This is a genomic window from Bacillus sp. S3 (assembly GCF_005154805.1).
Lineage (GTDB): Bacteria > Bacillota > Bacilli > Bacillales > Cytobacillaceae > Neobacillus.
Window position 1 is genome coordinate 5208736 of record NZ_CP039727.1, and the last position, 14962, is coordinate 5223697.

Consider the following 14962-nt stretch of genomic DNA (forward strand, 5'->3'; position numbering starts at 1 on the left):
ACGAGGCTCCCCCAAGCCTCGTCTTTTTTAAAATTACCCCTTTAAATTGACCGCGGATTTTTCCCCCAATAAATCACTTCAAATTGTTCAAGAAGTCCAGCGCTATGTTTGGCATGATGCCGAACAGCACGGAGCCGACGACTGCGACGAGCAGGACGACGACGATGCCGAATGGAATGTTCAGCTTGCGGTCATCAGTTGCCGGACGGAAGAACATTTGCGTCATGACGCCGAAATAATAGAAGTAGGACACAACGGTGGTGGCGATCATGATTGATGCCAGCACATAGTGCGGCGTGCCGTAAAAGGCGCCGACAAAGATGTTTAATTTGCCAATGAATCCGGCTGTGCCCGGGAAGCCCGCTAAGGAAACAAGCAGGATGCCCATCAGCACGGCAAGGATCGGTGAGCGGCGGTAAAGACCGGCAAAGTCTGCAATCTTCGCCCCGCCGGATTGCTCGGATACCACTTGGATGATTGCGAATGCGCCAAGGTTCATTAACATGTAAGCGAGCAGGTAGAACCAGATGGAATACACCATGTTCGAACTCATCGTCGTCAATGCGACAAGGATGTACCCGGCATGGGCGATGCTGGAGTACGCGAACATTCGCTTAATATTCGATTGCTTCAGGGCAACGACGTTACCGACAATCATTGTCACCGCGGCAATAACCGCAAGATAATCATGCATTTTGAACAGGATGCCCTGTCCAGTAGCCTCTGGTGCCGCATTGTAAAAAACAGCAACAAGGATACGGATGACGATGACAAAGCCGGCTGTCTTCGAAATGACACTTAAGAAAGCCGTCACCGGTGTCGGCGCTCCTTGGTAGACGTCAGGCGCCCACATGTGGAACGGTGCCGCTGCCAATTTGAATGACAAGCCGACGAAAATCATCAAGAACGCAAGGCCGATCAAGTAAGACTGCTGCCCGTCGGTAATTGCCGCTAAGGTAGTCGCGATTTCGAATAAGTTGGTTGAGCCGGTTAAGCCGTACACATAGCTCATCCCAAACAAAGTGATCGCTGTGGCAATACTGCCGTTAATGACGTATTTCATCGCGGATTCGTTCGATTGTAAGTTGTGCTTGCGGATCCCCGCTAATATATAAGAAGAAATAGATAACAATTCTAAGCCGATAAATAACGTGATTAAGTCGCCGCTTGACGTCATAATCATTGCACCCAGCAAGGCGGTTAAGAACAAGTAATAAAACTCGCCGCGGTACTCTTCAAGTCCATCCTTTGCCTTATAGCTGATGGCTAAAAACAGGACCAGCCCCGAGCCGGCAAGCAAGATCACTTTAAACGCCTTCCCAAACGCATCAAGCGTGAAGGTATCTTCTAAAATCGACGTCGGCTCCGTGCCAAGCAGGCTGAATACTGCAACGATCGCTGCAGCAACCCCGGCAATGGCGATCCACCCAAGGATGCGGCGATCTGTTTTTTTCGGCAAAAATAAATCTAACAATGTCAGTAGTGCGGTGACACCAAGGATGATGAACTCTGGTGTCATGACACTCCAGTTAAATGATGTCAATGTCTTTAAATCCATCCTTCATCACCCTCCTAACCCTAGCATGATGGTTTCCAGTGTAGTTTGCAGCGGAGAGCTTAGAACACTTGGATAAACACCGATTAACACGATTAAAGCCATAAGAACAACGACAGGCACGAATTCCACACCTTTTAAGTCAAGCACGCCGGTGAATTCACGGTGCGACTTGCCATAAGTGATGCCGAGAACGGCGCGCAGCAAGTAGGCAGCTGTCATAATAATTCCAATCGTTCCGACAGCAGCAATCCACGGCAATCCCTGGAACAGGCCAAGGAAGGCCATAAATTCGCTGACGAATCCGGACATACCAGGAAGTCCGAGTGACGCCATCCCGCCTGCAAGCAGGAAGCCTGCGGCAATCGGCATCCCCTTCGCCATACCGCCGAGATTTTCGATTAAAGATGTATCGGTCCGCTCGTACAGGACGCCGACGAGGAAGAACAATAACGCCGAAATCAAGCCGTGCGACACTACTTGGAAAATCGCTCCCTGCACCCCGGCCTCGTTTAACGCCGCAAGTCCGATGAGCACAATGCCCATGTGGGAAATCGATGAATAAGCCAAAACCATTTTAAAATCTGTTTGAATGAACGCCAGGAATGCCCCGTAGAGGAGGTTGATGACCCCAAGAATCGCGATCAGCGTCGCAAGGGTTCCAAACTGCTCGGGAAAAATCCCCATTCCAAAACGAATTAAGCCGTACGCACCAATTTTTAATAGAATCCCAGAGTGGATCATAACAACGGATGGCGGTGCTTGAACGTGCACCTTCAGCATCCAGCTGTGCAATGGGAAAATTGGCAGTTTAACACCAAACGCAATCAATAGGCCAATAAGAAGTCCCATTTTCAGGTCGCTCGAAAGCGGTGCGCTTGGGTCGGCCATCATTTGTGTCAATAAGTCGATATTTGTTGTACCTGTTTTTGCGAACAGAATCATGATGACGATCAGGAGCACGGCTGATCCTAAACCGTTATAAATTAAGAAGCTGTAAGCCGCTTTTTCTTTTTCAAAATAGCCCCATTTTCCGATTAAGAAGAACGTTGGGATGAGGGTCACCTCGAAAAAGATGAAGAACAGGATTAAGTTCTCAGCGGTAAAGACGCCAAGCATGCCGATTTCTAAAAGAAGGAACAGCATGAAGTAGCCTTTCCATTCCTTTTTCACAAACCGTGCAGCGGCAATCGCTGATAGTGTCGCGACGATGGCAGTCAGGACCACGAGCAGCAGTTGAAAGCCGCTGAGGCCTAGCTCATAATTCACCGCAAAAAACGGCTCTTGAACGCCTAGTCCGCGAAATTGGATCCACGCTTTTGAGACCGCAAAGTCAGCGAGGTCCTTGCCCCATTGAAAATGGAGATAGGCCGCGAGCGCCAAGAATAATGCCGGCAGCGTCGCTAAGAAACCGACTAGTTTGATTGCTTTTTCTGATTGTTTCGGCATGAAGGCCAAAACGATGATTCCGAGTATTGGGGAGAATACTAGGATTGATAGAACGGAATGTAAATTCATCGTAAGTACCCCCCTGTTAACGCAAAGATGACGGCGAGCAGTGCAAGTCCGATGAAGGCGACTGCCCCATATGTTTGAACCTGGCCGCTCTGCATTTTCGAACCAGTTTGGCCAAGCCCTTGAACAATGCCGACAACGCCTTTGACAAGTCCTTCAACAATGAAGACATCGATGAATTTAGCCAAATAGCTGATCGCAGTTGTTGCGGCGATGACGGTCATTTTATAAAACTCGTCGACATAATATTTGTTCAGTAAAATCGTGTGCAGCGTGTCCCCCGTGCCGCTAATGGCGTTGCGGGCGATGCTGCGTTTGTTGTACATCAAGTAAGCAAGGTAGATTCCCGCTAAGGAAACAACGGTTGCCGCGATCATAATCCAAGCTGGTCCTTCGATATGGCCGTGACCGAGTGCAGGGTTGCCATCGACAAGCCAGTCGCCAAGGAACGAACCGAACCATGGTGTGTTCACATAACCGGCGATGACAGCTAAGATGCCGAGCAGAATCATCGGGTAGGTCATGTTGCTTGGTGATTCGTGTACATTTTTGTGCGTGCCTCGTGCTTCACCGGTGAAGACCATGAAGAACAAGCGGAACATATAGAATGCTGTCATGAATGCTGCGATCAGTGCGAGCAGGAAGAGAACAGGATGTCCGCCTTCCCAGGCAGCGATTAAAATTTCATCTTTACTGAAGAATCCGGAAAGCCCCGGCACACCGCTGATGGCGAGTGTTCCGATTAAGAATAGCGGCCCGGTCAGTTTTAATTTTTTCCAAAGTCCGCCCATTTCCTCGATGTTCTGCGTATGGACCGCATGGATCACGGAACCGGCAGCAAGGAACAGGAGCGCCTTAAAGAATGCGTGTGTCATTAAGTGGAACACACCGGCAACGTATCCGGCGGAACCGAGTGCCAGCATCATGTAGCCGAGCTGTGAAACTGTTGAGTAAGCGAGTACTCGTTTGATATCCGTTTGCACAAGGCCGATGCTTGCAGCAAAGATGGCGGTGACCGCGCCGATGACGGCAATGGTTAACAGCGCCGTTTTGCTCGCTGCGAACAGCGGGAATAAGGCAGCGACTAAATATACCCCGGCAGCAACCATTGTGGCGGCGTGGATGAGGGCCGAAACAGGTGTCGGACCTTCCATCGCATCTGGAAGCCATGTGTGGAGCGGGAACTGACCTGATTTTCCGACAGCTCCGATGAAAATTAAGATGGCCGTTAAGGTAATCATTGTTTGCGATACAGCACCAGCGTCAACCGCTGCAAAAATTTCGCTGTATTCAAATGATTTTGTTTCCCAGAAGAGCAGGATCATGCCGATGAAGAGGCCCACGTCCCCGATACGGGTCATGATGAACGCCTTTTTGGCAGCAGCCTTTGCTTCTTCTTTGTAATAATAAAAACCGATTAATAGGAAGGAACCAACACCAACAAGCTCCCAGAAAATGTAGGTTTGCAAAAGGTTTGGCGAAATCACCAGGCCGAGCATTGCAAACGTAAATAATCCTAAATAAGCATAGAATACTGGGAACCGCTCATCTCCATGCATGTACCCTTTGGAGTAGGTATGTACTAAGAAACTTACGAGCGATACGATAAACAGCATCAATGCATTTAATTGATTCACTTCAAAGCCCGCTGTTAGATGCAGATCTCCTATCGTGAGCCAGTCAAACTTTATACTGTATGTTGGCTCTGAAAAGCGCTCAAATAACACCAAAATCGAATAGATAAGCGATGCCAGCGTGAGAAGAATCCCCACATAAGCACTCGCCTCCTTCAGTCGCTTACCGAATAGAAGAAGGATCAAAAACGATAATAGCGGGAAAAGCGGTATGAGCCATGCATTCTCCATCATTATCACTATCCCCTTTATCCAGGAGGTGACATGGGTGGCAGCGAAGAAGCATGCCTGTCACGACCCGAATTTTGTCGATTATGGTGCCTGACACCCTTTACCACTCTCGCGTAGGAGTAATGGTGCCTGACACCCAAAGTTGTCTGTCTACGTTTAGTTTTTCATTGTGTTCATTTCGTCGATGTTGACGGTTTTCTTGCTGCGATAAAGCGAAATTAAGATCGCAAGTCCGACAGCTGCTTCGGCTGCTGCCACACAGATGGCAAACAGGGCGAAGATTTGACCTGTGATTGACGGGTTCAACCCGTATTTGCTGAAGGTCACCAAGTTAATGTTAACGGCGTTCAGCATCAATTCGACCGAAATCAAGATGATGACGGTGTTTTTTTTCGTCAACGCACCGTACAACCCGATGCAGAATAATATCAGTGCAAGTGCCAGGAAGGCTGAAGCGGGAACTGAACTCATTCCTCATCCGCCTCCTTCTTCTTCTCATTTTTAGCTAAGATAATCGAACCAACTAGTGCGACTAAGAGTAATACCGATGTTAACTCAAACGGAATCACATATTTTGAGTAAAGGACCTCTCCAATTTGGAAGGTATTGTTTTCATGCAGCTGGGTCGGTACTTGTTCAATATTGAAATTGTAAATGCCGATGTAGACGGCAAAAGCAAAGCCTAAGATTCCTAAAAACACCAGGATCTTCCGCCATTTGCCTGTCTTTGGTTCACTTTCATCATCATGCTTCGTTAACATGATTCCGAATAGCATGATGATCGTGATCGCACCTGAATAAATCAGAATTTGCACGGCTGCCACAAACTCGGCAGACAGCAGTACATAAATGCCGGCGATGGCGACGAAAGTGAAGATGAGGGCAACGACCATATGAACAACCTTATTAAGGTTCAACAGAAGCACGCCCCCGATGATCGCAACAAGTGCGATTCCCATAAAAGCGAGGAATTCGCCTGAAAATGTCATGCTTTATTCACCTGCCGTATGTTTTCGTCGTTTTCATCTAACCATTCCAGGTTCTTAAATAACATGTCCCGGCTGTATTCGGCGAGCTCAAAGTTATTCGTCATGATGATGGCTTCTGTTGGGCACACCTCTGTACACAGGTCACAAAGGATGCAGATTTCAAAGTTAATGTCGTACGTGTCAATGATTTTCCCTTTTTTCGTCGGGTCCGGGTGCTTTTTACCCGTTAATTGAATACAATCCGTCGGGCAAATCTGTGCACACTGATTACATACGATACATTTCTCCGGATAAAACTTTTGGATCCCGCGAAAGCGGTCTGGCAGCGGAAGCGGCTTATTTGGATAATCGTACGTAACCTTCTCCCGCGATAATTGTTTCAGGGTATATTTCAAGCCTTTAAATACTCCAAGCACGTTTTTCACCCCTTTTACAGTTTAAAAATTGTTATCGGTGTCAGGCACCATTCTTACCACTTACACAGTGGGAATGCTTGTATTGGTGTGAGGCACCATTTTGATGGTTCTAGTTGTTCACCTATTAGAAGAATAGTGATTTGAGTATGGCGGTTAGGAAGATGTTGGCCAAGGCGATTGGCAGCAATACTTTCCAGCCAAATTCCATGAGTCTGTCAGCGCGGAAACGCGGCAGCGTGCTGCGGATCCAGAAATACATAAAGACGACGGCACAGAATTTAAGAGCAAACCATACGGCCCCAGGAATAAAGCCAAGGAATGCGAATGGCGGCAGCCAGCCTCCAAGGAACACAACCGTTGTCAGAGCCGACATTCCAAATACATACACATACTCGGAAAGCATGAAGAATGCCCAGCGGAATCCGGCATATTCAACGAAGTAGCCGGCAACAAGTTCGTTCTCCGACTCCGGCAAGTCAAACGGTGTCCGGTTTAATTCCGCAATCGATGCGATAAAAAAGACGATAAAGCCAATTGGCTGCAATAAAATAAACCAGCCATGCTCTTGTTGTGCGACTATTGTATTTAGATTTAAACTTCCGGACAACAGAATAACTCCAATAACGGACATCACAAGCGGGATTTCATAGGAAATCATCTGTGCCGCTGCCCGCATGCCGCCTAAAAGGGCGTACTTGTTATTCGAAGCCCAGCCGCCGAGCACCATTCCAAAGACGGTTAACCCGGATACGGAAATGTAATAAAGCAAGCCGACACCAATATCGGCAAACTGAAACTTATCGGTAAACGGCAATGTTGCCAATACCATGAATGATGGCGCAAACGCAACAATCGGTGCCAGAATAAATAATGGCCGGTCAGCTGCCTTCGGAATAATATCCTCTTTTAGTAAAAGCTTCAAAACGTCGGCAACGGTTTGCAGCAAACCGAATCTACCGCCCAATTGGTTTGGACCGTGGCGGAGCTGCATGTACCCCATAACCTTCCGCTCTGCTAAAATTCCGTAGGTAACGAAGCCTAATACGACTAAAAGCAAGACCACTCCCATTAAAAAGAAGATCCCAAAATTCACCCAGCCGGGACTTGAATGGAGCAACTCTTCCATCATTAGCCGTCCACCTCCCCAAGGACAATATCAATTGCCCCTAAAATAGCAATCAGATTTGCAATATTTTCGCCTACTAGTAGTTTCGGGAGAATTTGCAGATTATAGAATGATGGTCTTCTAAACTTTAAGCGATACGGTTCCTTTTTGCCGTCACTGGCAATATAGCAGCCAATTTCGCCGCGCGGTGATTCAATGCGGACAAAAGCTTCCCCTTTTGGCGCCTTAATGATTTTCGGCACCTTCGCCAAAATTTCTCCTTCTGCTGGAAACTGTTCCACTGCCTGCTCCAGGATTCTCAGCGATTGTTCAATCTCAGCTAGACGAAGATTATAACGGGCCAGGCAATCCCCTTCCTCCGCTGTCGGAACATCAAACTCAAAGCGATCATAAATCGAATAAGGCTCATCTTTCCTTAGGTCCCATTTCACGCCGGTACAGCGCAGATTCGGTCCGCTCAGGGAGTATTGAAGCGCCTCTTCTTTCGTATAGCGGCCAATCCCTTTTACCCTGTCCAAAAAGATTTCGTTGCCGCTGACAAGCTCATGATAGCCTGCAAGCTGCTCACGCATATATGGGATAAAATCTCTCAGCCTGTCAATCCAGCCTTCAGGTGCATCCCACTTCACGCCGCCGACACGCATATAGTTGAACGTCAACCGTGCGCCTGATAACTCGTTCAGCATATTGATAATCATTTCACGATCACGGAAAGCATAGATGAACGGACTAGTCGCCCCAAGGTCAAGGATGTATGTGCCCCAGGCCACAAGATGGCTCGCAACGCGTCCAAGCTCCATCGCAATTACACGCAGATACTCTGCCCGTTCCGGCACTTGAGTCCCCATCATTGTTTCAACCGCATGACAAATCACATAGTTATTGGTCATCGCTGACAAATAATCCATCCGGTCAGTATAAGGAATAATCTGTGTATACTGCAGATTCTCAGCCAATTTTTCAGTTCCGCGGTGCAGATACCCGATAACTGGTGTTGCCTCGGTAATGATTTCTCCATCAATTTTAATGACAAGCCGGAATACTCCGTGCGTACTAGGGTGCTGAGGACCGACGTTTAGTAACATTTCTTCTGTTCTGATCACCCTCTACACCTCCACATCGTACTGTTCATAATCTTTGCGCAGTGGATGGCCAACCCAATCTTCGCCCAGCAGAATCCGATGCAAGTTCGGATGTCCTGTAAACTTAATTCCCAGTAAATCATAAGCTTCACATTCAGGCCAGTTTGCTCCTGCCCAAATTGGCTGCAAGGACTCGATTGTTGGTTCATCGCGGTCAATCTTCACTTTTAACGCCACTGTTTGACGATTTTTGTATGAGTATAAGTGAACATAGACTTCCATGTGTGTTTCAAAATCCGTCCCATGCAGCTCAGATAGATAGTCAAACCCTAGCAGCTCATTGTATTTTAAAAATTGAGCCACTTTAAAATATGTATCACGCTTTGCCACAAGTGTCGGAACATCTTTGGATAGTTTATTAATATAAGAGTCTTCTAAAACATCTGCACCCAGGTTTTCAGCAATCACCTTTACATACTTATCTAAATAAGGCTGATTGGGTGATGGCGCTGCCGCCGTTTCCGCTGCTGCTGTGTCGGCTGCTTTGCCGCCGGCTGCTGCTTTCGCTTTGGCCGCTGCCGCTGCCTTCGCCTTGGCTTTCGCCGCCGCAATGGCCTTCGCTTTCTCATCATCGCCGCCTGCCGCTGCATCCGACCCAGCTCCCGCTCCGGCCGCTTTGGCCTTGGCCGCCGCTGCTGCCTTTGCCTTTGCTGCCGCCGCTGCTTTTGCTTTGGCTGCTGCCGCTGCTTTCGCTTTCGCATCGTCACCTGCTGGCGCACTTTCTTCTGCTGGTGCGTCGCCTCCGGCTAATTCCATCGCTTTGCGCTTTGCCGCTGCCGCCGCTTTTGCTTTGGCGACCGCTGCTGCTTTTTTCTTCGCTAAATCGTCGGCATCGCCGCTGCTGTCTGCCGCACTGCTTGCCTCTGCAGCCTGGGCTTCATCGCCAGCCTGTGCAGGCGCGCTGCCTCCTGCCAGTTCCATTGCCTTCCGCTTTGCTGCTGCTGCCGCTTTTGCCTTTGCAACCGCTGCTGCCTTTTTCTTTGCCAGGTCATCCGCATCGCCCGCTGCCGGTACTTCGTCAGCTGGTGGTGCAGATTCCGCCGCAGTTACTTCTTCAGCTGCAGTTACAGGTTCATCGGCAATGCCTTCGCGTTTCTTTTTCGCCAGCGCCGCAGCCTTCGCCTTCGCGGCCGCTGCTGCTTTTTTCTTTGCTAAATCAGCATCATCGCCAGCTGCTGCTGGTGTTTCTGCCGCTTTCGGTTCGGACGGCTTCGGCTTCGGTTCCGCAACTCCCGCTTCCTTCGCCTTACGCTTCGCTAACGCCGCAGCTTTAGCCTTCTCAGCGGCTTCTCTCTTTAATTGATCGAGATCTTTTTCCCCGCTCATTGCTTAAATCACCTTCTTCCCAGTCTTCGCTTCGTAACGAATTTTTCCTTTTAATTTATTAATCCCATAAATTAATGCGGCCGGGTTTGGCGGGCATCCAGGAATATAGACATCAACAGGTACAATTTGATCGACACCCTTTACTACCGAATACGACTTGACATACGGTCCGCCGGCAGTCGCGCAGGAACCCATGGCAATTACCCATTTCGGCTCCGGCATTTGGTCATATAACCGGCGCAGGATTGGCGCCATTTTTTTCGTAACCGTACCGGAAACAATCATACAATCCGACTGCCGCGGTGACGTACGGAAAATCGTCCCAAAACGGTCAAGGTCATAGTTTGCGCCACCGGTACCCATCATTTCAATCGCACAACAAGCCAGACCAAATGTCATTGGCCACAAGGAATTACTCCGTGCCCAACCCTTAATTTGCTCCAGCGTGGCAAAAAATACATTTCTTTCTAACTCTTTGATTTCCGCAGGTGATAAGTTTTCTAGTTTTAAATCCATCGTAGCACCTTCTTTTTCCAAGCATACACTAGGCCAATTAACAGCATCGCTACGAAAATTAGCATTTCGACGAGCGCAAAAATGCCCAGTTTATCATAAGCGACCGCCCATGGATATAAAAACACCGTTTCTACATCAAAAATAACAAACATCAGGGCAAAAATATAATAGCGGACATTGAACTGCACACGGGAATCGTGAAATGGCTCAATACCGCTCTCATATGTGGTATACTTCGCATCACTCGGATTAAACGGACGCAGAAGTTTACCCAAATATAACGCCACCACAGGCAGCAGCACCCCAAGACATAGAAACACAAAAACTATCAGATAGTTATTCTGATATACATTTAGAAGTTCCATGTCTATCCCCTCCAATGTTGTAAATTTTCATACTAATGAATATTGTAACCGAATTCATTATAGCATTGTTACAAACCCCTGTCGACAAGCCAATCTAATATAAATTGGAAATTCCATCGCCGCGAAAATCTTGGTAAAAAGCCGCTGGAGAGCTCGCTCTCCAAAGTGGCTTTTTACCAAGATTTTCGCAAGCTTCGGTGATCTTCCGAAGCGCAGGTGCGACAGCACCGGCGATGGATTTCCAAATTACAGCTGCACCGGTCCGTCGACAAGGGGTCCCCTCCTATGAGCTTTTGCGTGATCTCGCTGAAAGGCTTCCTGAATTCACTTCAGAGATGCCGCAAAAGCGAACCGGCAATACCCATTCCAGAGAACGGGTACAGGTGCACGTGATCTGGAGCGTCAGCGGAAGAGACGTGCCTGGATAACCGCCAAGCTACATTAAAAATTCGACAACAACCCCTATTTAATATCATAATCCTACCAATGTCAGTGAGATTTGTCATTAATTGTTCACTTTCCATCCTCCCATTAAAAAAATAACAGGGCATCATCACACCATTACTACACTCAATATGTATCAGCACTCATGTTAACTTATATCAAAATACTAATCGACTGGTATTAAGTTATTTACCCTACCATCATATGCAGAATTGTCCTTATCATGCCGTTTACAGATAAACTAGCCCTTTCCTACCATTAAATAGCCAGACAAAAGGCTGGCAGTGGGGTAATTGTTGGACCTTTTCACACAAAATTCCTCTTATCAACGACTTTGAACCATTTATCGACGACTTTTGCTCTTCTATCAACAACTTTCCGCTTCTTATCAACAACTTTTACACTTTTATCAACAAATTTGAACACTTAATCAACCACTCACTACTGCTACACCTTTCTTACTTTCCATTTCGAACAATTTACTTTCCGCTTTGCAACATTTACTTTCCACTTTGACCAGTTTACTGTCCGCTTGCCTCCATTTACTTTCCACTTTTACTATATTACTTTCCATCTCCCCTCAAACCACCTTTTTCAGGCACTTAAACATATTGAATATGGTAAAAACCACACCAAACCACAAAAAAACCCCTCCAACTTTACCGGGAGGGGTTCTGCTTTTATATAAATTCTAAAATCTATGTTCCGATACGGCGAGGCGGTTGATGGCACGGCGCATCGCAAGCTCTGCACGTTTGAAATCAATATGCTCAAGCTTCTGATCTCTCATCCGCTGCTCTGCACGTTCCTTCGCTCTCGTGGCACGTTCCACATCAATATCAGATGCTTTCTCTGCCGATTGGGCAAGAATCGTCACTTGATCAGGACGAACCTCTAAAAATCCGCCGCTGACGGCAACAAATTCAGTTTTGCCGCCATTCTTCAGACGCACAGCACCAATTTCGAGCGGAGCCACCATCGGAATGTGTCCAGGTAAAATGCCCAGCTCACCACTTTGAGCCTTCGTACTAACCATTTCCACATCTGATTCATACACCGGGCCATCGGGAGTAACAACATTGACTTTAATCGTCTTCATTTTTTACCCTCCTGGCGCCCTTAGGCTTCTACGCCCATGCGTTTTGCGGACTCAACAACCTCTTCAATACGTCCAACAAGACGGAACGCATCTTCTGGAAGATGGTCATATTTACCTTCAAGGATTTCCTTGAACCCTTTAACCGTTTCTTTAACTGGTACGTATGATCCCGGCTGACCAGTGAACTGTTCAGCAACGTGGAAGTTTTGTGATAAGAAGAACTGGATACGGCGCGCACGTTGAACGATTAACTTGTCCTCATCGGAAAGTTCGTCCATACCAAGAATCGCGATGATATCCTGTAATTCACGATATTTTTGCAATGTTTGCTGTACTTGACGAGCAACATCGTAATGCTCTTCGCCAACAATCTCAGGTGACAAGGCACGAGAAGTTGAAGCAAGTGGATCCACCGCAGGATAAATACCCATTTCAGAAAGCTTACGCTCAAGGTTTGTTGTCGCATCTAAGTGAGCGAAAGTTGTTGCCGGAGCCGGGTCAGTGTAGTCATCGGCTGGAACGTAAATCGCTTGGATCGATGTAACAGAACCTCTATTAGTTGAAGTGATACGCTCTTGTAATTTACCCATTTCCGTAGCAAGTGTCGGCTGGTAACCAACAGCAGATGGCATACGGCCAAGAAGCGCTGAAACCTCAGAACCTGCTTGCGTGAAACGGAAGATATTGTCGATGAACAATAACACGTCTTGTCCTTGCTCATCACGGAAATATTCAGCCATCGTCAAACCAGTCAAGGCAACACGCATACGTGCACCTGGCGGCTCGTTCATTTGTCCGAATACCATCGCTGTTTGCTTGATAACGCCGGAATCCGTCATTTCGTGGAAAAGGTCGTTCCCCTCACGAGTACGCTCCCCAACACCAGCGAAAACGGAAATACCGCTGTGCTCTTGCGCGATGTTATTGATTAATTCCTGGATTAATACGGTTTTACCTACACCGGCACCACCGAACAGACCAATCTTACCACCCTTAATATATGGAGCTAAGAGGTCAACTACCTTAATACCAGTCTCTAAAATTTCTACCTCAGTTGAAAGATTTTCATACGTTGGTGCTTCGCGGTGAATCGAATCACGGCGGGCACTAGCAGGAATGTCCTCTTTCAAGTCAATTGCTTCACCTAGTACGTTAAACACACGGCCTAACGTTGGCTCGCCTACCGGTACGGAAATTGGCTTACCAGTATCTTCTACTTCCAAACCGCGGGTCACACCATCAGTAGATGCCATCGCGATTGTACGAACTGTATCATCACCTAAATGAAGGGCTACTTCAAGGGTTAAGTTGATATCCACTTCAGATGCATTTTGCGCTTTTCTTACGACTTTCAGCGCATTGTAAATCTCAGGAAGCTGGCCATTATCGAACTTAACGTCAACAACCGGACCCATAACCTGAAGAATATGTCCTTTGCTCATCATTTTTCCCTCCTTACATACTGTTCCGAAACAAGCATAGTTGGTTCATTTTTTTGCAAAATGAACCTTGTCTTAAGACACTATACCCGTATCTGTTTTAGGAATAGAGTCTCAACTGCTGACCCGCATCCGTAAACAAAACTTATCAAGCACCCGTAAACGGGGTTCATTTTTAAAAAATAATCTTACTCCAGCGCTGCGGCACCGCCGACGATTTCGGTGATTTCCTGTGTAATCGCAGCTTGACGCGCACGGTTGTAGATTAGTGTGTAGGAATTGATTAATTCCTTGGCATTGTCGGTTGCGTTCTTCATTGCGGTCATCCGCGCCGCATGTTCACTTGATTTGCTGTCTAATAGCGCACCGTAAATCAAGCTTTCTGCGTATTGCGGGAGAAGAACTTCTAGTATTTCTTCTGCATTTGGCTCAAATTCATAGGAAATAAGCTTGTGGGAAGTCGTTAAATCCGTTAACGGAAGCAGCTTCTTCTCCGTTACCTCCTGCGAAATGGCACTGATATAGTGACTGTAAGTTAAATATATTTCATCTATTGTTCCGTCTGTAAACATGCCTACTGTAGCGTTTGCGATATCCTTGATATCTGCAAAGCTCGGCTGGTCAGAAACACCAGCGATTTCAAGGACAACGTTATACCCGCGTTTCGCAAAAAAGTCACGCCCTACCCGGCCAATCGCAATAATCGCAAATTCATCATTGGATTTATGACGGCTTAGGATGGTTTGATGGACACGGCGGATGACGTTACTATTGAATGCACCTGCAAGACCACGGTCAGAGGTCATGACGATATAACCCGTTTTCTTTACCGGACGATGTGTCAGCATCGGATGGATCACGCCGCCTGCACCTAATGCAATCGATGTTGTTACCTCTTGGATTTTTTCCATATAAGGAACGAACGCTTTCGCATTCATAACACCGCGGTTCCACTTTGCTGCAGATGTCATTTCCATCGCTTTTGTAATTTGACTCGTCTTTTTCGTCGAATTAATCCGCGTTTTAATATCGCGTAATGAAGCCATTGGTTCTCACCACCCTCATTCAAAGAATGTTCTTTTTCAAGGGGTCTGACCCTTCAATCCCATTTCAATTACAATTGAATGGTGAAAGAGGGGTCAGGCACCTTCGAACTATATTAGAC

14 protein-coding genes are annotated in these 14962 nt (G+C 47.2%); all 14 read right to left on the reverse strand.

Annotated features, from left to right (window positions below; translation table 11 throughout):
* Window positions 1-73: 73 nt before the first annotated feature.
* A complete protein-coding gene (gene nuoN / locus FAY30_RS24855; RefSeq protein WP_149872353.1) occupies window positions 74-1558 on the reverse strand; it encodes an NADH-quinone oxidoreductase subunit NuoN in 1485 nt (494 codons plus the stop codon).
* A gap of 6 nt (window positions 1559-1564) precedes the next feature.
* Window positions 1565-3073, reverse strand: a complete 1509-nt coding sequence (locus FAY30_RS24860; protein ID WP_149872354.1) for an NADH-quinone oxidoreductase subunit M — start codon at window positions 3071-3073, stop codon at window positions 1565-1567.
* Complete coding sequence (gene nuoL / locus FAY30_RS24865; RefSeq protein ID WP_149872355.1) at window positions 3070-4938, reverse strand: NADH-quinone oxidoreductase subunit L; 1869 nt, start codon at window positions 4936-4938, stop codon at window positions 3070-3072. Before nuoL ends, FAY30_RS24860 begins: the two co-directional genes overlap by 4 nt.
* A gap of 153 nt (window positions 4939-5091) precedes the next feature.
* Window positions 5092-5406, reverse strand: coding sequence for an NADH-quinone oxidoreductase subunit NuoK (gene nuoK, locus FAY30_RS24870; RefSeq protein WP_149872356.1), 315 nt, complete (start codon window positions 5404-5406; stop codon window positions 5092-5094).
* On the reverse strand, window positions 5403-5924 hold the full coding sequence (locus FAY30_RS24875) for an NADH-quinone oxidoreductase subunit J (protein WP_149872357.1): 522 nt from the start codon (window positions 5922-5924) through the stop codon (window positions 5403-5405). The genes nuoK and FAY30_RS24875 overlap by 4 nt, the downstream gene beginning before the upstream one ends.
* Window positions 5921-6340 (reverse strand): NADH-quinone oxidoreductase subunit NuoI, encoded by a 420-nt coding sequence (gene nuoI, locus FAY30_RS24880; RefSeq protein ID WP_149872358.1) that lies wholly within the window; start codon window positions 6338-6340, stop codon window positions 5921-5923. Before nuoI ends, FAY30_RS24875 begins: the two co-directional genes overlap by 4 nt.
* A gap of 124 nt (window positions 6341-6464) precedes the next feature.
* Window positions 6465-7469, reverse strand: a complete 1005-nt coding sequence (gene nuoH, locus FAY30_RS24885) for an NADH-quinone oxidoreductase subunit NuoH (protein WP_149872359.1) — start codon at window positions 7467-7469, stop codon at window positions 6465-6467.
* Window positions 7469-8569, reverse strand: coding sequence for an NADH-quinone oxidoreductase subunit D (locus tag FAY30_RS24890; protein WP_149872360.1), 1101 nt, complete (start codon window positions 8567-8569; stop codon window positions 7469-7471). Before FAY30_RS24890 ends, nuoH begins: the two co-directional genes overlap by 1 nt.
* 3 nt (window positions 8570-8572) lie before the next feature.
* Complete coding sequence (locus FAY30_RS24895; protein WP_149872361.1) at window positions 8573-9934, reverse strand: NADH-quinone oxidoreductase subunit C; 1362 nt, start codon at window positions 9932-9934, stop codon at window positions 8573-8575.
* Window positions 9935-9937: 3 nt separating this feature from the next.
* Window positions 9938-10450, reverse strand: a complete 513-nt coding sequence (locus tag FAY30_RS24900; RefSeq protein ID WP_149872362.1) for a NuoB/complex I 20 kDa subunit family protein — start codon at window positions 10448-10450, stop codon at window positions 9938-9940.
* Entirely contained in the window at window positions 10441-10815 is a 375-nt protein-coding gene (locus FAY30_RS24905; RefSeq protein ID WP_149872363.1) for an NADH-quinone oxidoreductase subunit A, read from the reverse strand. The genes FAY30_RS24900 and FAY30_RS24905 overlap by 10 nt, the downstream gene beginning before the upstream one ends.
* A gap of 1135 nt (window positions 10816-11950) precedes the next feature.
* The gene (locus FAY30_RS24910; RefSeq protein WP_149872364.1) at window positions 11951-12358 is read right to left on the reverse strand and encodes a F0F1 ATP synthase subunit epsilon; all 408 of its coding nucleotides are present in this window, start codon (window positions 12356-12358) and stop codon (window positions 11951-11953) included.
* Between the two features lie 20 nt (window positions 12359-12378).
* Window positions 12379-13800 carry a F0F1 ATP synthase subunit beta gene (gene atpD, locus FAY30_RS24915; RefSeq protein ID WP_149872365.1) on the reverse strand — a complete coding sequence of 474 codons (1422 nt, stop codon included), beginning with the start codon at window positions 13798-13800 and terminating at the stop codon, window positions 12379-12381.
* Between the two features lie 185 nt (window positions 13801-13985).
* The gene (gene atpG / locus FAY30_RS24920) at window positions 13986-14843 is read right to left on the reverse strand and encodes an ATP synthase F1 subunit gamma (protein ID WP_149872366.1); all 858 of its coding nucleotides are present in this window, start codon (window positions 14841-14843) and stop codon (window positions 13986-13988) included.
* Window positions 14844-14962: the final 119 nt, after the last annotated feature.